Annotated in this window: 19 protein-coding genes; 15 read left to right on the top strand and 4 right to left on the bottom strand. The window is 45.3% G+C overall.

The features are described from left to right. Window positions 1–9 precede the first annotated feature (9 nt). The 7 genes from RH89_RS23405 to map all read left to right on the top strand — a co-directional run bounded on the left by RH89_RS23405 (window position 10) and on the right by map (window position 4,996). The gene (locus RH89_RS23405; RefSeq protein ID WP_022560927.1) at window positions 10–795 is read left to right on the top strand and encodes a nicotianamine synthase family protein; all 786 of its coding nucleotides are present in this window, start codon (window positions 10–12) and stop codon (window positions 793–795) included. Beyond that, the gene (locus tag RH89_RS23400) at window positions 795–2,093 is read left to right on the top strand and encodes an opine metallophore biosynthesis dehydrogenase (protein WP_004407393.1); all 1,299 of its coding nucleotides are present in this window, start codon (window positions 795–797) and stop codon (window positions 2,091–2,093) included. The genes RH89_RS23405 and RH89_RS23400 overlap by 1 nt, the downstream gene beginning before the upstream one ends. Then, window positions 2,093–2,974 carry a DMT family transporter gene (locus tag RH89_RS23395; RefSeq protein ID WP_004407391.1) on the top strand — a complete coding sequence of 294 codons (882 nt, stop codon included), beginning with the start codon at window positions 2,093–2,095 and terminating at the stop codon, window positions 2,972–2,974. The genes RH89_RS23400 and RH89_RS23395 overlap by 1 nt, the downstream gene beginning before the upstream one ends. Window positions 2,975–3,046: 72 nt before the next feature. Next, window positions 3,047–3,457, top strand: coding sequence for a GNAT family N-acetyltransferase (locus RH89_RS23390; RefSeq protein WP_004407390.1), 411 nt, complete (start codon window positions 3,047–3,049; stop codon window positions 3,455–3,457). Beyond that, a complete protein-coding gene (locus RH89_RS23385; protein WP_004407382.1) occupies window positions 3,454–3,894 on the top strand; it encodes a bifunctional diaminohydroxyphosphoribosylaminopyrimidine deaminase/5-amino-6-(5-phosphoribosylamino)uracil reductase RibD in 441 nt (146 codons plus the stop codon). The genes RH89_RS23390 and RH89_RS23385 overlap by 4 nt, the downstream gene beginning before the upstream one ends. A 132-nt stretch (window positions 3,895–4,026) precedes the next feature. Further along, complete coding sequence (locus RH89_RS23380) at window positions 4,027–4,233, top strand: ParD-like family protein (RefSeq protein ID WP_004407380.1); 207 nt, start codon at window positions 4,027–4,029, stop codon at window positions 4,231–4,233. Beyond that, window positions 4,226–4,996, top strand: a complete 771-nt coding sequence (gene map, locus RH89_RS23375) for a type I methionyl aminopeptidase (RefSeq protein ID WP_022590955.1) — start codon at window positions 4,226–4,228, stop codon at window positions 4,994–4,996. Before RH89_RS23380 ends, map begins: the two co-directional genes overlap by 8 nt. Window positions 4,997–5,025: 29 nt before the next feature. On the opposite strand, the gene RH89_RS23370 is transcribed toward map, so the two are convergent. After that, window positions 5,026–5,382, bottom strand: coding sequence for a YibL family ribosome-associated protein (locus RH89_RS23370; RefSeq protein ID WP_004407376.1), 357 nt, complete (start codon window positions 5,380–5,382; stop codon window positions 5,026–5,028). 180 nt (window positions 5,383–5,562) lie between these two features. Next, complete coding sequence (locus RH89_RS23365) at window positions 5,563–9,531, bottom strand: hybrid sensor histidine kinase/response regulator (protein WP_004407374.1); 3,969 nt, start codon at window positions 9,529–9,531, stop codon at window positions 5,563–5,565. Window positions 9,532–9,696: 165 nt separating this feature from the next. On the opposite strand from RH89_RS23365, the gene RH89_RS23360 reads away from it, so the two are divergent. After that, the gene (locus tag RH89_RS23360; RefSeq protein WP_004407372.1) at window positions 9,697–10,821 is read left to right on the top strand and encodes a hybrid sensor histidine kinase/response regulator; all 1,125 of its coding nucleotides are present in this window, start codon (window positions 9,697–9,699) and stop codon (window positions 10,819–10,821) included. Further along, window positions 10,791–11,327, top strand: coding sequence for a GNAT family N-acetyltransferase (locus tag RH89_RS28895; protein ID WP_004407371.1), 537 nt, complete (start codon window positions 10,791–10,793; stop codon window positions 11,325–11,327). Before RH89_RS23360 ends, RH89_RS28895 begins: the two co-directional genes overlap by 31 nt. A gap of 42 nt (window positions 11,328–11,369) precedes the next feature. Here the strand turns inward: RH89_RS28895 and RH89_RS23350 are convergent, their stop codons facing one another. After that, window positions 11,370–11,987 (bottom strand): LysE family translocator, encoded by a 618-nt coding sequence (locus RH89_RS23350; RefSeq protein ID WP_004407369.1) that lies wholly within the window; start codon window positions 11,985–11,987, stop codon window positions 11,370–11,372. 175 nt (window positions 11,988–12,162) lie between these two features. Between RH89_RS23350 and RH89_RS23345 the strand changes: the two genes are divergently transcribed. Then, window positions 12,163–12,822 (top strand): HAD family hydrolase, encoded by a 660-nt coding sequence (locus RH89_RS23345; RefSeq protein ID WP_004407367.1) that lies wholly within the window; start codon window positions 12,163–12,165, stop codon window positions 12,820–12,822. A gap of 60 nt (window positions 12,823–12,882) precedes the next feature. After that, window positions 12,883–13,308 carry an RNA-binding S4 domain-containing protein gene (locus RH89_RS23340; protein WP_004407365.1) on the top strand — a complete coding sequence of 142 codons (426 nt, stop codon included), beginning with the start codon at window positions 12,883–12,885 and terminating at the stop codon, window positions 13,306–13,308. A gap of 33 nt (window positions 13,309–13,341) precedes the next feature. Here RH89_RS23340 and dsdA read toward each other — a convergent pair whose 3' ends face one another. Beyond that, entirely contained in the window at window positions 13,342–14,661 is a 1,320-nt protein-coding gene (gene dsdA, locus RH89_RS23335) for a D-serine ammonia-lyase (RefSeq protein ID WP_004407364.1), read from the bottom strand. Between the two features lie 167 nt (window positions 14,662–14,828). On the opposite strand from dsdA, the gene RH89_RS23330 reads away from it, so the two are divergent. The 4 genes from RH89_RS23330 (at window position 14,829) to dsdC (ending at window position 19,513) form a co-directional block, all read left to right on the top strand. Further along, a complete protein-coding gene (locus RH89_RS23330; RefSeq protein WP_004407362.1) occupies window positions 14,829–15,458 on the top strand; it encodes a class I SAM-dependent methyltransferase in 630 nt (209 codons plus the stop codon). Between the two features lie 452 nt (window positions 15,459–15,910). After that, a complete protein-coding gene (locus tag RH89_RS23325; RefSeq protein WP_004407360.1) occupies window positions 15,911–17,623 on the top strand; it encodes a glycerophosphodiester phosphodiesterase family protein in 1,713 nt (570 codons plus the stop codon). A 207-nt stretch (window positions 17,624–17,830) separates the two neighbouring features. After that, on the top strand, window positions 17,831–18,463 hold the full coding sequence (locus RH89_RS23320; RefSeq protein WP_139063348.1) for a hypothetical protein: 633 nt from the start codon (window positions 17,831–17,833) through the stop codon (window positions 18,461–18,463). A 105-nt stretch (window positions 18,464–18,568) separates the two neighbouring features. Next, window positions 18,569–19,513, top strand: a complete 945-nt coding sequence (gene dsdC, locus RH89_RS23315; protein WP_004407355.1) for a DNA-binding transcriptional regulator DsdC — start codon at window positions 18,569–18,571, stop codon at window positions 19,511–19,513. Window positions 19,514–19,727 lie beyond the last annotated feature (214 nt).

Here is a 19,727-nt window from a genome sequence, read left to right as displayed (position 1 = left end):
GGATTTACTATGACAATGACTAGCAGGCACTATCAATTATTAGTTGCCATATCTACCTTTGAATCTCAAATTCATACATTAACCAATTACAGCATTGAAAGTTGCGAGTGTTTTACGCTTTTGCAGGAAAAACTGGACGAGCTCTGCTCCTGGATTCTGCAGGAAAAGCAGCAGACCATCAGTGATGAACTTGGGTTTAACCCCGAGCACGATCGTCAGGTCAAACGGCTGCGTGAAACGGCGGTAAAAGCGCTGTGTATGCTGGAAAAGCACCAGTCTCAATGCGCCAGAGAGCATCAGCTCAGCGTCAGTGAGTACTTATGTCAGCTTTCCGAAAACGCCCAAATTGAACTGCGAAGTGCGGGAATTGAAAACCACTCCCGAGTGTTGTTTATCGGTTCAGGCTCTTACCCGCTTTCAGCGTTTACTATCTCTCAACTGACGGGTGCCGTGGTTCATGGTATCGACATTGACGAGCAGGCGGTCGCGTTGGCAAACCAGTTAGATTCGTCTCATCTGTCTACCACCTTTGGGTGTCAGGACTTGATCACTGAATTTGAATCTTTTCGCCCGACTCATGTTGTGGTGGCTTCTTTGGTGGAACATAAATGGGAACTGCTCAACCAACTTAAACCTTACCTTGATTGTTCTCACCGTGTACTGGTGCGATTTGGTAATGGTTTGAAATCCGCGTTCAATTACCCATTCAACCCTAACCTGATGGAAGGCTGGGATACGCAGTTGATTCACAACAAAGCCGCGGTGTATGACACCGTGTTGATGGGGAGAACGTAATGGCAGCATCATTAGGCAGAGTACTCATTGCTGGTGCTGGTCCGGCAGCATTTCAGACCGCCAGAATCATCAAGAATCAGTGCGAACAACTTGGTATCGTCAACCGCTCTTCAAAGCGATGGCAGCCAATGTTTGAATGCCTGAACAGTGAAGGTTCGGCGCAGGTGATTGCCGCAAAACCTTCTTTAGAACCACTTGCGGGACAAGTAAAGTTCGATGTGGCTTTTGCGGATTTACCCGCAACGGACGGGCAGTGGGATACCTTGGTTCTCGCGACACCGTCTCATGCCTATTCCGACGTACTGGCGGCGTTACCCAAATCGTGTCTGGGTTCTGTAAAACAAGTGGTGCTGATTTCCTCCTTGTTTGGTGGTCACAAGCTGGTGAAAGGCTTTTTTGCTGAACTGGATTTAGCGCCGAATGTGCTGGTGTTCTCCAACTACTTTGCAGCAACCAAATTCAGTGCCGGTGAAGCAGGCGTCAGTGTGACAACCAAAGCAGCGAAAAAACGCATTTATGCTTATTCCAGCGCTTATTCGAGCCAAAGTGGATGTGCGGTGCTGAATTTGTTGGCTCAAACGTTAGCGAAAGTGGGTGTCAAAGTGGTTGAGCTAGACAATGGGTATAGCGTAGAGGGGAGAAACATCACTTCTTACGTTCACCCCGCGTTTTTCATTACTCCTTTCTCTCTCAATCACATTCTGAGTGATTCGGGAGATATCAAGTACATGTACAAGCTGTTCCCAGAAGGACCAGTTACGACTGAAACCATCCATACTCTGGTTGAGCTGTGGCGGGATATTTCGACATTAACGCAGCACTTTGACGGAACACCGTTTAACTTGCTCCAGTTTCTGAATGACGACAACTATCCCGTGCACCCGGAAACCATTCGTCGTGATCAAATTGATCAGTTCATGTCTCTTAGTGCCATTGAGCAGGAATACCTGATTTATGTCCGATACAGCGCGATTCTGATCGACCCGTTTTCTACGCCAGATGCAAATGGTCGCTACTTCGATTTCTCTGCGGTGCCTTACGCGAAAGGCAAAGTAGAGAATGGAAAGTTACATCTGCCTCGTGTGCCCAAAGAGGACTTACAGACTCTGTACTGGTTTAAAGCACTGGCGGACGAGCAGGGAATTGAGCTCCCGACAGTGAATCGTGTGCTTGGCATATTTGAGTCCTGGTTGAGCGAACATGACCTTCCTAACCATTTAATTGAAGAATTTCACACTCAGGCGAGCAACTGCCTTCACTGGGTGAGACGATCGACCGATCTTTTGAGGAAACCATAATGAATAAAGGTGTGGCGTTAGCCATATTTTCTGCGTTTATTTTTAGTGTGATGAACGCACTTATTAAAGCGGCCAGTTTAACCATCCCAAGCTCTGAAATTGTCTTCTTCCGAAGTATCATTGGTACAGTGCTGATTCTGGGTCTGATGTGGCAGGCAAACGTCCGGTTCTCAACCTCTGGGGTTCCGCTACTGGTGCTTCGCGGTCTGTTTGGAGCTTTCTATCTTCTGGCATTCGTCTACACCATTGCGCACATTCCGTTGGCGGATGCGGCAATTCTGGCGTACTTGTCTCCGTTTTTCGTGATATTGCTGTCCAGCCTGGTTCTGGGAGAGAAACTCCCCAAAAAAGCGGCGTTTCTGTTGCCTACCGTGCTAGTCGGGGTAGCGTTAGTCGTGAATCCGTTCAACTTCGATTCGTTTAACATCTACGCTCTTGCGGGTGTAGCGAGTGCGTTGTTTGCGGCGGGTGCCTCCATCACTATTCGTCATCTGAGCAAAAAGCATCACACCTACGAGATTGTGTTCTACTTCCTTTTCACCGCTATGCTGGTGTCGGGTTACTTGATGAAAGATGAGTTTGTCATTCCACAAGGTATTGCCTGGGTTTACCTGATCGCCATTGGTGTGGTTTCTTTGATTGGACAGATTTTCCTGACCAAGGCGTTTACCCATGAAAACGCAGCGGTAGTCGCGGTAACACGTTATATCGGTCTTGTGTTCAACGTGCTTTGGGGTGTTATCTTCTGGCACGAAATTCCGGACTGGATGACCACGCTGGGTGGAGCCACTATCGTAGTGGCGTGTATTGCACTTTCCCGGAAGAAGCAGCCAGCCAAACCAGCAAACGAAGAACCAAAACCAGCAGACGCTAAAGCGTAGCTTGAGTATAAGACATTGAATTGCCTCTCGTTCACGCTATAGTTAGCAAAAACATGGAATGTAGGGGCAGAAATGAAAATAGTTAAGCTGGGGTGGCAACAGACCATCCCTGTGCGACATGAGGTACTTTGGCCAGATATGCCACCAGACTTTTGTCATGTACCGGGCGATGAAGATGCGCTGCACTACGGTGTGGAAGTCGATGGCAATATTGTTTGTGTGGCGTCCATTTTTATTGATGCGGTGGCAAAGTCTGCAAGGCTGCGAAAGTTCGCCACTTTAATTGAACATCGTCATCAGGGGTATGGCAGCGCTGTCATTGAATATGTGCTCACCCAGTTACCTGAGCAGGGCATTGAATATTTCTGGTGCGATGCTCGTGAATCTGCCATGGATTTCTACACCAAGTTTGGCATGTCTGCCGAGGGTGATGCTTTCTATAAGTCTGGAGTGGAGTACTACAAGATGGGGCGAAGCTTATGACCGATGGTTCTGTTCACGAGCGCTACATGAGAAAAGCGCTTGAGCTTTCCAAACAGGCGCTTCCAGGCTGCCGACCTAACCCCCCAGTGGGCTGTGTGTTTGTGAAAGATGGGGAAATAGTAAGCGAAGGTTTCTCTCAACCTCCGGGGAATCACCATGCAGAGGCTGGAGCAATTGCCAGATACAAAGGATCGTATGATGGGCTGGTAGCTTACGTCACGCTTGAACCCTGTTCTTTTCAGGGGCGAACACCTTCTTGTGCCAAAGCACTTGTTAAAGTCAGACCCGCTAAAGTGTATGTCGCTATTCTGGATCCAGACACTCGTAACAGTGGTGCTGGGATTAAAATTCTTCAGGATGCCGGTATTGATGTTGAAGTAGGGCTGTGTGGTGAAGACGTGTCCAACTTTCTCGAACGCTACCTGATAAAGAACTGAATCAAAGGTTAATCTTGACCGGATATGGATATTAAAGCCGCCTCATAAAGAAGCGGCTTTTTTATCGAATTAATGCTACATTTATACGAATCATATATATTTCGCATATAAATCGTATAAAGAGAGCAGATTATGGGAATTGTTAAGATTGGTGACGAACTGCACGAAGAGATCCGAAGATCCAGCAGTGTTATGAACCGCTCCATTAATGCGCAGGCTGAATTCTGGATAAAGATGGGTAGGCTGGCAGAGCTGAACCCGACAAAAACTTTTCAGGAATTGATTTTAGAGCAGATGCACCAGGTACCTGCTGAACTTAAAGGCGTGATTAATGAGTAGTGTACCGATTAAGACGGAGCAGGAAATTGAATGGATGCGCGAGTCTGGTCGATTGCTAGCAAAGGTGTTTACCTACCTCGATAGCAAAATCGAGCCGGGTGTCTCTACTTATGACATAAATGAGTGGGTAGAAGAGTATATTTTTGAAGTGTTGGATGCGCGCCCCGCCAGCATCGGGCAATACGATTATCAATACGCACTGAACAGTTCGATTAATCACGTCGTCTGTCATGGTATCCCAAACGAAAACGACATCTTACAAAACGGCGACATCGTTAATATTGACATCACGCTTGAGAAAAATGGGTTTATTGCGGACTCCAGTAAAATGTACGTTATGCCGGGGGCATCACCTCAGGCTCATCGCTTAGTCAAAGCAACCTACGATGCCTTGTGGAAAGGCATTGAACAGGTTAAGCCGGGAGCGACACTGGGGGATGTAGGGCATGCGATTCAGAGTCATGCTGAAGAAATGGGCTATACCATAGTTCGGGAGTATTGCGGACACGGGATTGGGCGGGAAATGCATGAAGACCCTCATGTACTGCATTACGGTCGCAAACGCTCTGGGTTGAAACTGAAAGCCGGTATGACGTTTACCATCGAGCCGATGGTGAATCAGGGTACTCACCGAACTAAATTGAAATCGGATGGCTGGACGGTGATCACCAAAGACAGAAAACTCTCTTCACAGTGGGAGCATACTGTTTTGGTGACCGAGACAGGCTATGAAGTGCTGACTTTGCGCCCTGACGAGGCTTAAACTATAGCTCTTGAATTAGGCTCCGAAGATTAGAATTTTTTCGGAGCGTAACCAGCCATTGCTTGCAGTTTCAGTTCCTTACCCAGTTTTGTCATTGGATGGACTACAACCAAGCCTTTCACCGATTTCTTCAGTTTCCCCATATCCGCTTGTTCAGCTTTGGTGATTTCGCGAGAGAATGGCATGTTAAGCAAGTTTTTACGCTCTTTGTTCATGTCGTATTGCTGCTTGTGCTTCATCGAGTTCGCTTTTTTACTCAATTTTTCTATTTCATCAGCGAACTTTGAAATCATTGCCTGATCACCGCGCCCTTTCGCCGCATCTAATTTACGCTGGCAGTTGTCTATACGGTTGTGAAGCTTTTGAAGTTCTTGCTTTAGGCTCATGGTGATCATCTCATTGAAAACAGAAAGGGCGGCGAGTGTAGCATAAGCTTCTACTACTGCCCTAGATATAAATGCTCGTGTCTTTTATTGGAAGAAAGACGAGAGGGTTTAGTTTGTCCGTGAGGTCGAAATCACAAGGTGTTTTGTTATCTAAAGAGAGCCAAGCTTATCGGTTTCAGATTAAATCGACTGTCTGAGCCTTGCCAGCATGTCGGCAGCTTGATCAAACTGGAAATTATCCAGCAGCTCGCTCATTTCATTCAAAGGTGAAGAATCCGCCAGTTGATATTTCTGCAATTCCTCGACAATCGTCAGTGCTTCAGTATCGGCTTCCAGTAGCGCAGTGTTTAACTGTTCCAAAAGCTTATGGAAGCTACTGTCGATAGCAATTTTGTCCTGAGGTTTTTCTTCCGTTTCTTTGATTTGGGAATTCACCATTTCTACAAACGCCATCATCTTCTTCACATCATCAGTAGCAGGAGTTTCGCCACCTTTGATCTGTTTTTCCATGAATCGCGACATCTGGTGAATATAGTCGACCGAAAGGTTGGCAGAGGCTCCTTTGATGGCGTGCAGTTTGTCCTTCGCCTGATCCAGTTCCTGATCCTGAATCATCGCGAGCAATTCCTTCAGATCAGATTCCTGTGATTTAAAGAATCGCTTAAGCGTGGAGAAATAAATTTCCGTATTACCGGAAAGGCGCTTCAAGCCACCTTCGAGGTCAATACCTTCCACCTCTGGGAATGTATGTTCGCCGTTTATATTGGCAGCCTTGTTGCTGTTCCCGTTCATCTCGATGGAACCCGCACGTTCCGAACTTGATGGAGCCGCATTGGATTCTTTACCATTTCGGCTTTGCGTAAATTCGCTGATTTTTGCCAACAGGCTCGGTACGTGTATCGGTTTGGCAATGTGCGCGTTCATACCCACATTCATGCAGCTTTCAACATCTTCACGCATTGCATTTGCCGTCATGGCCAGAACAGGTAAGGTCTTGTCATCGTATATTTTACGAATCTCTTTTGTGGCTGTCAGACCATCCATAACAGGCATTTGCATGTCCATAAGGACAACATCGAAGGTATGGTTATCGAGCATGTCCAGCGCCTCTATACCATGATTAGCGATGCTGACCTGTGCCCCTTCATTTTCAAGAATTGTGGATGCAATTTCTTGGTTAGTGATGTTGTCTTCCACTAACAGAATGCGAGTGCCTGAGATGTCGTGCACCACTTCTGGGGATTCAGCTGCTTCTTTGATCTCTTCTTTGCTGATGTAACTGCCAAGCGTATCGACGATGGTATCAAGAAGATTCGATGGGTTGATGGGTTTCAGCACTAAGCCATCAATAATGTGCCCGTACTGGTCATTGAAATCGAGCTGATTGCCGTATGCGGTGATCAGAATCATCTTCGAACCGGGGCTGAGATCGTGCTTACGAATGTGTTCGATGGTCTGAACACCGTCCATTTCGGGCATTTGCCAGTCGACCAATAGCAAGTCGTATTGCTTTTGAGCCTGTTCAAGGATGTGGAACGCATCACTAGCATTGGATGCTACATCAACTTCAAACATCATATCCGACAACATACTGGCGACAATAAGCCTTGCGGTGTCGTTGTCGTCTATGACCAATGCACGCTTGTGCTGAGTAATTAAGTAACGTTCTTTGGTTGGTCGCTCTTCTCCAATATCAAGCTCCAGCTCGAACCAGAAATGTGAGCCTCTGCCGTAGTGGCTGCTGACCATGATCTCACCACCCATCAGTTGGATGAGTTGTTGTGAAATAGACAGCCCGAGACCCGTTCCCCCATATTTACGGGTAGTAGACGTATCACCCTGACTGAACGCCTGGAACAAGCCAGACATTTGTTCTGGCGTCATACCGATGCCCGTATCCTCCACTGAGAATTTGAGCACCGCGCTTTTTTCATTTCTTAGCTCTTCCGATACGCTGATGATCACTTCACCAGTGTCGGTAAACTTAACGGCATTCCCGGCAAGATTGATCAACACCTGACCCAGTCTGAGCGGGTCACCAATCAGTTGGTTAGGAATGTTCGGTGAGACATTGAAAATCAGTTCGATGCCTTTATTTTCGGCTTTCACTGACAACACGCTGGCGAGGTTATCCAAGACTTTATCTAGGTTGAAATCGGTGTTTTCAATTTGAAGTTTTCCCGCTTCAACTTTGGAGAAGTCGAGAATGTCGTTAATGATGCCCAGCAGTTGCTTACTGGAGTAATCGATTTTCTCAACATAGTCGCGCTGCTTTTCACCAAGATCCGAAGACAGAACAAGGTGGGTCATCCCCATTATGGCGTTCATTGGCGTACGGATTTCATGGCTCATGTTGGCAAGGAAATCACCTTTGATCTTACTGAGCTTATCGGCAGATTCTTTAGACTCAATCAGATCACGCTCCAGACGTTTGGTTTCCGTGACATCCATAAAGGTTCCGACAATACCCATGATGCCATTGTTCTGATCGTAGAACGGTGCTTCGTAAACAATGAGGTTTCTGTCTTCACCTTTCCCATTGGTCAAAACCATTTCAAACTGCAGACGTTTTGTTCCTTGAAGCAATTCCAGCTCGTAGCGTTTGAGGATATGGACAATGTCTTCGTTAAACAGATCTTCTATGTGGTTGCCCAGAACATCTTCCACTTTGAGTTCCATAAACTCACAGAATTGCTCGTTCACCCCAAGGTATTCGCCTAAGCGATTCCGGTAATACGTCGGGTTCGGAATGGAATCAATAATGTGCTGGTTAAGCTCTAGCTGGCGTGTCACTTCCTGTTCGGTTTCTTTTTGTTGCTCGATGTTCAGACCAAGCTGGAACGCGATGCTAAAGTTTTCAACCAGCTCGTTCAAAATACGAAGGTTATTACCTGTCAGCTTGTTTACGGTACCAATCTGGAGCACGCCAAGTGGTTTATTGTTTGCCTGAATTGGAAATGCATGAAGCTCCAATAATTCAACTGTCATGTCACCCATGGCAAGTTTTAGCGGCGTCTCTTTTTTGGCTTCCACCACCAGATGAGCCCCGCTTTCTAAGCAGTAATAAGGGAAGGTGTGGCTATCGGGCGTTGGGTCGAACAAAGTACCAAAGTTGTCGATAGCGACTAAGTCACCGCTTTTGTTCTGGTAAAAGGTGATTAGCGGGAAAGAAAAATGAGTGCTTAAGAATTGCTTGGTTGCCGAGATGACTTCTTCTAACTGCTCTTTACCACGAATCACGTCATTGTAATTCTGGACGGTTTGCCCAATTCGTAATTCGTTTCTCAGGTTGAATAGCAGGGAATTAATCGCACTGGAAAAGTCACCCAAGTCACCTTTCACTTTTTCGCTTAGGGTAAAGTCGTAATCCTGATCATTCACCTTAGAAATCACCTGATTCTGCATTCTTCCCAGAGGTGCGATATAAACGCTCCATAAAAGAAGGAATGAAATCATCAGGAAGAACCCTAACATCAACACGCCGAGCAGCATCAGATTGGAGCTGGTTCCCACCATGTCTGCCGCGTTCTTATGTTCCACTGCCAAGCGGTCAATACTGGAAAGATAGGCGGTTTCAATAGCAGACATGATCTTGGACTTCTCATCAAAGTAGGTTTGTCCGTAAAGGAGGTCCAGCGCATTGCGCCTGCCTTGCGCAGTGGCGAGTTCAATTTGTTTAAAGGCTTCTTCTTCCAGTTTTACCAGTTGATCTGACGTTGCGAGCGCCAAAGCGAGGTTGTTTACTTCGGTCTCGGACATACCCGCTTTATTGATTCGTTGAAGGAAGGTGTCGCCTACAAAACCGGGTTCGAGCGAAAACTGAAGGTTATTTTCGGTAGCGATGACATCCCAGTAATCGTATTCATGCCCCGGTGGGAGGGGAGCTTTGCCATTTCGCACGTCAAGCACTCGCTGGAAGAGCTGCTTCCATTTTGTGTCACCTGTGACGGCATAGGCGCGAGCAAATTTGGTCAAATTATCAGAACTTTGCTTAAGTTCATTCCCCATTTTGATGAGTTCTGACTGTTGTAAGAGTATTTTTTCTTCTTCACTAAAAACATCTATCGTCCTGTTAGCCACAAAAATGATGCTAATGTTCACTACAAACATTAGTAAAAACAGTAGGCTAAACAGTGTTTTCATTTTCATTGGCGACACCAGGAGACATCTTGTACACATCTTTACTTAGCATAGTTAACAATGTGCACTTTACCCAAGAAGACAACTGTTTGATTTCAGAAATTTTAATTTGGCTCAATAACTCTCAATTTCCTCGTCTATACTTGAGTAAAAAACCAAGGTTTTGCGGGATATATGTACGAACTTTTGATTGTTGATGATGTAGCAGAAAATTTGCGGATGTTGCAGTTGATAATGCAGCAGCCGGAATATCGAATTCGAGCTGCAACCAGCGGACAAATTGCGCTAAAACTGGTTGAGAAGCAGAAACCGGATTTGATCATATCTGACATTAAAATGCCGAGAATGTCTGGGATTGAGCTGTGTAAAATCCTGAAAGAGAACACAGACACCAGCGATATTCCGGTGATCTTTGTCAGTGCTTTTACCGATGTGGAAAGCATAGTTGAAGCGCTCGATGCTGGTGGCGTGGATTACATTTCGAAGCCGTATCGCCCGCAAGAAGTTCTGGCGAGGGTAAAGACTCAACTTTCCCTGCGTGAAGCTCAAAAGAAACTCCTTAAAAAAGAGCTCACATCTGCTCTTAACAATTTGGTTGTCGGTGTCGCAAACGAGATTAACACCCCTCTTGGAACCAGTATCCTCACATCCACACACATGAAAGAAACCATTTTGAGCTTTGAACAACAGTTCAGGGAGCAAAAGATTACCAGCGCGAAACTTAAAGACTTCATTATATTCTGCCATGACAGTGTTGATCTCAACTTAAACAACCTGAACCGCGTTGCGGACATGATGGAGATGTTTAAGTCGATTTCAGCGACAGATAACGAGCTGGATATTGAAGAAATCAGCCTGATAAAAGTGATAGAAAAAGTGATTGCCCACTATCATGGCAAGCTCGCAGAATCCGGTATTATGGTGAAGCTGGACGGCGATCAGGAAACCCTGAAAACTGACCCCAAACTGCTGGGTATTGTATTCAATAACCTGATAGAGAATTCACTGGTTCACGCTTACAACGGAACCGATGAGAAGCGCAATATTCATCTTGCCTGGCAAAAAACAGGGCAGCATCTCACTATAACTTACTGGGATAATGGGGTCGGTGTGGAGCAGGAAGCACTTTCTGAAGTCATTCGACCTTTCTATACCACAAAACGCGGGCGTGCTGGTCATGTGGGCTTGAGTGCGACCGTCGCAGCCAATATTATTAATTCATCTTTAGCCGGAAGCGCCAAACTTTTATCCGATGAGCGCGGTCTGGTGTGGCAAATTCAACTTCCATTCGAATTGTAGTTTACGGCTGGAGTGCCTATGACTTATTCCGCAGCCATTCGCTGTCTTTTATGAAAGCGACGAAAAAAGACCTACCCGCTGTTAATGCATTGATCCAAGACTCCAAAGCTTCCTGGGGCTATGCACCGGAGCTGCTTGCTATGTGGAGGGAGGGTCTGACCATCCGAGAATCTCACCTAAGTGAACGAGAGCTGTATAAGGGATTGACGCCGGACGGGCTGATTTGCTGCGTCTATTCGTTCAGTAAAACCACAGATGGTGTATTCGAGCTGGAAGAATGTTTTGTTGAGCCTCGGTTTCATGGGCTTGGGCTAGGAAACCAAATTATGGCGGATCTGTTTGCTCGGCTTAATGAGCTGGGAGCCAAGAAAGTAATTATCGTTGCCGACCCTAACGCCGTAGGCTTCTATCGAAAATACGGAGCAAATCAGGTGGGAACCTATCCATCGATTCCTGAAGGGCGGCAGTTACCCGTGTTAGAAATTGAAATGCATGAAAAAGGCTGAGGTATCTCAGCCTTTTACTTTCTAAATTACCGCGAGTTCAGGTTAGTTATCACTTAAAGCGAGTTTGGCACCCAGACCAGCAAAGCTGGCGGCGAAGGTTTTCTGCAAATAGCTGATTGCGCGCTTGGACTGAGTAACGTACTGACTCACAGTATTGGCCAACAACCCGTACCCAATAAATACAATAAACGTCATCAGCATAAATACACTTCCAAGAATAAGCATGCTTCCTAGGGTGGAGCTGCTGTCAGCCGGGACAAACTGAGGCAAGAATGCCAAGAAGAAAAGAGAGAGTTTTGGATTCAGGATGTTGATTAAGCATCCCTGAATGGCAATTTTTTTGAAGCTGACTTCGTTTGATTTGGCGAAGGTCATTTCACCTTCTGAACTTGAACGCCACATTCCCCACGCAAGATACAACAAGTAAGCTACACCAATGTATTTCACTACCTGAAAGGCGAGGGCACTGGTGTGTAAAATGGCACTTAGCCCGAGTACACAAGCCAGCAGCGCAGGTATGATCCCTAGCGTGCAACCAAAGGAAGCGGCGATACTGGCTTTTCTACCCTGAAACAAACCAGCAGAAATTGTGTAAATCACGCCCGTACCCGGGATCAACACCACAATGAGCGAAGTGAGCAAAAATTCCATACTTATCATCTGATTTTCCTTAAATTATTTTTTACTAACTTACCTTATTTCGGGTTAGTAGTTTCTTTATATTCCGACTAACTTTTTTTTAATTTTTGTTGGTATTTTTTAACAACTTGGTTACCATTTATACGTTACTGAAGCGGTAACAAGCAATGACAATTTGGATAGCAAGGAGGGAATATTGGACTATCAAACCATAATTTTTGATTTGGACGGAACTATCATAGAGCCCCGGCAAGGCTTCATACGGTCCATAAATTATTCGCTGCAAGCACACAACTTCCCCAGTTACCCCGAGCAGCAATTAATAAACTACATCGGCCCCCCGCTAGACCTGACCTTCTATGACATCACCAAACAAAACGATCCAAAACTCATACAATCCTTAGTAGACAAATATCGCGAACGTTATTCCGAAGTCGGATACAAAGAAAACTCTCTTTACAGTGGTATAACCCACGCTCTCAAAACTCTTCATCAATCACAACAATTCTCCATTGGCTTATGCACATCCAAACGCGCTGATTACGCCAGTCAAATTTTGGAACTGCATGGTATTCGAGACCTTTTTGACTTTGTAGATGGTGCGGATATCGGCACCGAGAAGTGGCAACAATTAGAAGCACTAAAAGCCAAAGGCATCATTTCTGAAAAGTCACTTATGGTGGGTGACCGAGCGGTAGACTTAACCGCTGCTCATAAAAATGGTTTGAAGAGTGCAGGGGTATTGTGGGGCTATGGTTCCAAGCAAGAACTTACCGCAGAAAACCCAGCTCACTTGTGGAGTAAGCCTGAAGACATTTTGAAACTGCTGGAGCATAAATGCTCTGGTTGCCACTAATGTCCACACATCTTGGTAAAAATCGTTACAATGTCGCGTCATGTCTAGTGAGAACCATTAATGAGTGAAGAAATTGAAGTAGAAGCGCTAGGGGTAGAGGTCGCGTCTCAGCCAATAGAGCTCTATAAAGTGTTAAAGATTGCGAATGCAGTCAGCGGTGGTGGTGAAGCAAAGTACGCTATTTCAGAAGGCTATGTTGCTGTAAATGGTGAGCTGGAAACCCGCAAACGTCGAAAACTGTATGACGGTGACTTGATTGAGTTCAATCAGGAATACTACGTTGTGATTTGCGATGCGCCTGTTACTGTAGCTGAACCCAAACCAGCAAAACAGGACAACCGCAAAGCCGAAGCCCCAAAAAACAAAAAGCCAGCTTCTGGTAACAAAAAACGGGCAAGCCATAAATCGGCAAATAAAGGCAAAGCAGAGAAGAGCACTAACGTTTCCCGCGATGGGCAAACAGGCCGTGGCTCTATAGAGTTTTGATCTGAACACCGCTAAACGAGCCAACTGGCTCGTTTATTCTTTCCTCAAATATTTTGCCATCTCTTCCTTGGGCACCATGCCGCCACCAGTCGCCCAGACCAAATGCGTTGCGTTTTTTAGCTTATTCGCATCAATACTAATCTGCTTTTGATATTCGTGGTTTGTGATGACATGTGAAGGTCCTGCCATCCCTGCCAAAGCGGATGGTTCGAGTTGAATGTTTTCCGATTGGTTGAGCAACTTTAGCAGGCGATACATATGTTCATCAGAAAGGGTGTAAAACCCGTCCAGAAGGCGTTCCATGGCTTTACCTACAAAGCCGGAAGCTCTGCCTACTGCCAATCCGTCTGCAGCGGTAATGTTATCAATCCCCAGATCTTGTACGGCAACCTTATCATGTAGCCCAGTGTGCACACCAAGCAGCATGCAGGGTGAATGGGTGGGCTCTGCAAATATACAATGAACATGATCGCCAAACGCCATTTTTAAGCCGAACGCAACACCACCTGGCCCTCCGCCTACACCGCAAGGTAAATAAACGAATAGTGGGTGGTTTTCATCGACTGCGATACCTTGCTCTTCGAATTGTTTTTTAAGTCGTTCGCCTGCCACGGAATAGCCCAAAAACAGAGTCTGAGAATTCTCATCATCAATAAAGAAACAGTTGGGATCTTGCTCTGCTTCTTTGCGACCTTGTTCCACAGCGACTCCGTAGTCCTGCGCGTATTCAACAACGTTTACTCCATGACTTTTGAGCTTGTCTTTTTTCCACTGACGGGCGTCCGCCGACATGTGCACTGATACCGAGAACCCCAGTTTAGCGCTCATGATTCCAATGGATAGCCCAAGATTCCCCGTAGAACCGACCGCAATGCTGTGTTGGCTGAAGAATGATCGGAACTTGTCGGTATTAAGTACTCGATAGTCGTCTTGATAAGTGAGAAGACCCGCCTCTGTTGCGAGCTTTTCGGCATGAGTGAGTACTTCATAAATCCCACCTCGTGCTTTAATGGAACCTGAAATGGGAAGATGACTGTCTTTCTTCAGCAGAACAGTGCCGGGAAACTCTATCCCATACAGATTGCTCAATTCCTTTTGCATACAAGGGATAGCGACCAGTTCGGATTCAATAATTCCCCCTGTCTGTGCGGTTTCAGGGAACACTTCAGCCAAATATGGGGCAAATCTTTCCAATCGGTCGCTGGCGGCTTTTACGTCCTTATCGTTAAGCCCAACGTATGGCAGAGCTACCTCTAGGCTTGTGGCTTTTGGATTTGCCCAAAATACCTCTTCCAGATCCACCAACTTTTTCAGCAATGGGTAACGTTGAATTAACTGATGGGGATTTATCATGGTTTTTCCCTGAACTCTCTGTTGAATCATGTCGTCGAGGTTATTAAAACGCCTTCGATTCTTAATGACAAATGATGATTCATCACGTTTGTGTGAATTCAGTTCAACTAACAGATCTCGGTATCGCGTACATTCAAACAAGCACACGCGCCAGATAAGGACGGTTTATGAAAAATGCAAAAGATTTCTGGAATAAAAGTGCCCCTAAATACGCTAAGCGCAAAGTAAGAGATGAAGCGGTTTATCAGAAGAAACTGGCGATTACGCAAGACTACTTCGACAAAGACTGGAATGTTTTAGAGTTCGGTTGTGGTACGGGGACAACCGCGATTACTCACGCACCTTTCGTCAATCATATCTTAGCGATAGATATTGCCGAGACGATGCTGGAAATTGCCAGAGACAAAGCGCAACAAGCCGACGTAGAAAATATAGAGTTCAAAGAAGGAACACTTGCCAGCACTGGTCTTCAGCCAGCAAGCTTCGATGCGGTATTGGGTTTAAATGTGATGCACTTAATGGAGAATCTGGAAGACGAGGTAAAGCGAGTTTATGAGCTGCTCAAACCCAATGGCATTTTTGTTTCCAGTACGGCGTTAATTGGACAGTTAAATATGCTTTGGCAACTCGTCATTCCTGCCATGCAACGTTTAAATCTTGCACCATACGTCAACCGTTTCACCAAAGATGAACTGTGCACAATCCTGCTTAATGCCGGGTTCTCAATTGAATATGAATGGCAACCCGAGAAGGATTCTGTGTTTATCGTGGCAAGAAAGCCGGATTCAGAGTCATAGAGTCATTCTCTTGTTCTCTTGTTTGAAAGAAGAATACCCATGGGCGCGTTTATCGCGCCTTCTCTTTTATCACTCGTTTTCATCGTTACACAGAGTGATTAAACCTACCAATCGTTGCCTTAAGTAACAAATTCAGACCCTTACAAAAGCACCAAACAAATCCATATAGCTCTGATCTAATGCATGTTCGGCTAGGTCGAGCATGTCGATTTTGCATTTCTATTCCAGTTGAAAGCTGATTTTCAGGCGCCTTTTGGAGCAACAAACCTCAATTAATTCTCGCTATTTCTATTAATAACTTTATAAATATCAACTTAAGTATTGGTATTTTATAAATGTGATGTTTTGCGCAATAAGGGTGAAACATTCCGAGTAGGCTGATTTTAGCGTTATTGAAATAGCGTTCTAAAAACGAGCATGTATTGCAATTCAATTAATACTAGGAGGTCATCATGCTTGATCGTAAATGGAAATGGATAGCTGCTGCTGCGATATTGGGTCTGGCTAACACCGCTTATGCCGGGTGTTTCAACCCAAAACTGGTCACTCAGGCTTTGAAAGAAACGGTAGGCACAACGCATAAACCGATAGTTGTTGCTCATCGAGGGTTATGGGCCGGAGACAAAACGAATAACCTGCCGGAAAACAGTTTGTCTGCCTTAAAAGCCGCTGACCGTAAGTGCATCGAAGCGGTGGAGTTAGACGTAAGGAAAACACAAGACAATGTTCCATTTTTGATGCACGACTTTACTCTGGGGAGAACAACAAATGCTTATGAAGTATTAGGAGGTCCAAAGTTTATCCCAGAGAAAAATACAGGCACCAACCCTAAATCCGGGGATCTACCGTGGGCAACCATCAAGAATCTGAAGCTGCTAAGCCCCGACAGAATCAGTGTTACCGCAGAAAAGGTGGTGTCGATAAAAGAAGTCTACGATTACTATTATGAGCAGCGAATGAGCACGGTATTAGTCTTTGATATCAAGTCTAAAGAGAGTGCCATCGCTATTGCCAAATTGATCGATGAAGATACAAGAGATTACGGAGCGGGCATTAAAGCATCGGATATCACGATATTTAAGATCAAAGCGACGATGTACCCTTTCCCTAATGAGTTTGTTCAAGACCTTAATCAACATAACATCGCTGTCCAACCTATGGTGATGCCTATCTACACTACCAATATGCTTCAGGAGTTTCAGGACAAAGGGTGGAATATTTCTGACTCATTGCAGGCTTGGATAACCAGAGACAAAATGGCTGAAATTAACCTAAAACAGCCAAAAGGCTTGTTGAGTAACTTGGTACAAACTGCTCATGATGCAAAAGTCGCTCTTGGTAATTTCAATGCGATACCGGACTACAACGGTCCTGGTCCTATCCCGAAAGACATCCCCAGAAACAAAGCGTTTTACGATAGTAACGGCACATGTTGTTATCAATTGTCTGAAAGGTACGCTACTTTTGAAGGCGTAAGTGACACCGACGACAGACGAGGCGACAGAACGTTTCTTTTTGGTCAGAAAAGTCAACATTTCTCAGTAATTACAACTGATGCACCTACGAAAACAATCAATGAGTTGGAGAATTTGGGGTTAAGAAATACCCAAAATTATGGTGGTCCCCAAGCTAATGTGGCAATCCTTGCATGGGATGGAGAACCTGGCGGTCAAATTTGGGGGGGTGGACCAGTCTGTATTTTCGACCACCCTACCAGTGTTACCGAGCCGCACCCTACCTTAAATGCGGGTTATTCGTGGATGTATGCCTGTGCTTTAGCTCAACCCTATAGAGCAGGCTATTCCGCAGAACTTGTTATAAATGCAATTGATCCTACAGCAGATTCGCAATTTGGTTCTGATGGTATAGGCACAAGAATACAGATTAAGGATAAAACGGGTAAATGCTTAAACTACGACATATCTTCAACAGAGACGTTTTTTGACACGAACTGTAGCGGTGCCTTTGCTACATTTTTCCGGACGAAAGACAAACATATTCGTACCAGTGCTAACGAGGGGTACTGTTTAGGTTCGCGAAGAGGAGGATTGTACTGGGCAAATGAGTATGGCGTAACTTATATCGCTGGATGTGAAATTAAAGATGTTTGGCAAAAGTGGCTCTTTACCAAAGACCCATGGACGTACACTCCTCTGCCAAATTAGAAATCATCATAAAAAATGAGTTTCTGACTCAACATGCTCGGTCGTCAGACCGAGCATGATTACGTCACTATTTACGTCCCAAATATGAAACGAAAGGTATTTGAAACCGATTGAACTTGGATTGCTTTGTCGGCGGAAGGTAAGGTTAAACGGATGACACGCAAGTTGTTGAGCGTTTTCCTAAAAACTTTCATCGATGGAGACGATATGGAAAAGACCCATCACAGTCGGCAACTGCTGGAAATTCTTCGAACAATTCTGACCAAATATTTGGTCATCATATCCGCGACCTATCAAATGTTCCGTCACCCTCATGACTTTTCTGACTATATTGATGGTTCTTCAGAAAGCGTAAAACGGTCCATCATCTATTTCGCAGAGGCGATTGTATTGCTTTTTGTCGTGCCTTCATTGGTGCTAAAAGATCAGTCTTCTCTGAGTTTTATAGAGCAGGATTTAATGATTCTGTTCTCCATTATTATCATTGCCGCTATCTGTTTCGTTTTTTACCACGCCTTGTGTTTCTTTGAAAAAAGACCATTGAATTTCTGGGCAACCATGAGCGCTGCCTTTTACTCGTATGGTTTGGTGATGCTGTGTATTTTGCCGTCCATTGTGGTTGAGGATCTTTCTAAGCTAAAACCGGGTGTTAGAGAAACCCTTAGTGGTTATGAAGTGGTCATGTCTGTTATCGGTGTATATGGTATGTACATCTACGTTTTTGCTTTTCATCGTTGGGTATCTGACATCAATGACGTCTCAGCGATAAAATCATTCTTTGTGTTTTGGCTGGTGGCGATCTCAAGTACGGTATTTTTCGCATTGCTCCCGTTGAAGTAGGATGTAAGAAGCTTCAGAGGCATTCATTCCAGTGCGCTGATAAACCAATCAACGAATTTTGTGTTAGCTTCATAATGAAATAATAGGCACTTCATGGAGCGATATGTGTACACCAAACAAGACCGATTTTCCAAGCAACAGACTCTGAGCAGTACGCAGCTATCTAAGCTGCATACGTTTGAAGCTGCCGCCAGACATGGTTCTTTCTCTCTAGCGGCAAAAGAGCTGTCTGTTACCCCGAGCGCCGTTTCCCATAAAATGACCAAGCTGGAAGATGAGCTGGGTATAGCGCTTTTTCATCGTGTTAGCCGAAAAATCTCCCTGACAGAAGAGGGAGAGCGAATGTATCAATCCGTTCGAAACACCCTGTTTGCACTCAATCAAGAGCTGCTGGATATCAAGGCGGGTGACATATCTGGCACGCTCACAGTGTATTCCAGACCGTCTTTTGCGCAATGCTGGTTAGTGCCGAGACTGAAGGACTTCAACCAGCGTTACCCTGCGATTGAGATAAAGATCCTGACGGGAAATGAAACCATTCATCTCAAAGGATATGGCATTGATGTTGCCATTTACTTCGACGACAAGAAGCCGGGTAATCTCCAGTGCACTGATATTCTCTCAGAATCCGTATTCCCGGTTTGCTCACCAGAATATGCGGATCAGAACGACCTATTTAATAGTCCCAAAAACCTTGAGCGCGTGACCTTGCTCCATGATGATCAGGCGTGGGATATCGATTCTGGTCGAAGTGAATGGGAAGAATGGGCAAGTGTCAATCAAGTTCATTTAAGCTCTTCTTCGCAATCGAGTATGTCGTTTGATCGCTCTGACCTTGCGCTATTTGCGGCAATGCATCACTCGGGTGTGGCTATGGGCAGAAAGCATCTGGTTCGGTCGATGCTTGATTCTGGCACACTGGTCGCTCCGTTCGAAGGGACAGAAGTCGCGTGCAAGCAGAAGTATTACGCGGTAAATGAACCGGACAACACGCCTAAAAAAATCACGCTGTTTCTAGAATGGCTAAAAGAGCAGGCGTTACACCGATAAAGAAATTCTTTATCGACAGCTAAGAATTTATGGTTCGTCAGCCGGATTTGAAGTTCCTATAGTGAACTCATTACCGAATACAAAGGCAAAACGAGTATGGAAAGCAAATCAAAAACGGCAGCTCAGCCGCATCTGGAATTCAATGTCGATTTCGAGAAGACGGTCAGTGTCCCGACACAGTCGCAGCAGTTTGCCCCAACCCCCCATGGTCGGT

Source organism: Vibrio nigripulchritudo ATCC 27043, assembly GCF_000222685.1.
GTDB classification, from domain to species: Bacteria; Pseudomonadota; Gammaproteobacteria; order Enterobacterales; family Vibrionaceae; genus Vibrio; species Vibrio nigripulchritudo.
Note: the sequence above shows the minus strand (reverse complement) of the source record. Positions and strands in the feature narration are given on the sequence as shown.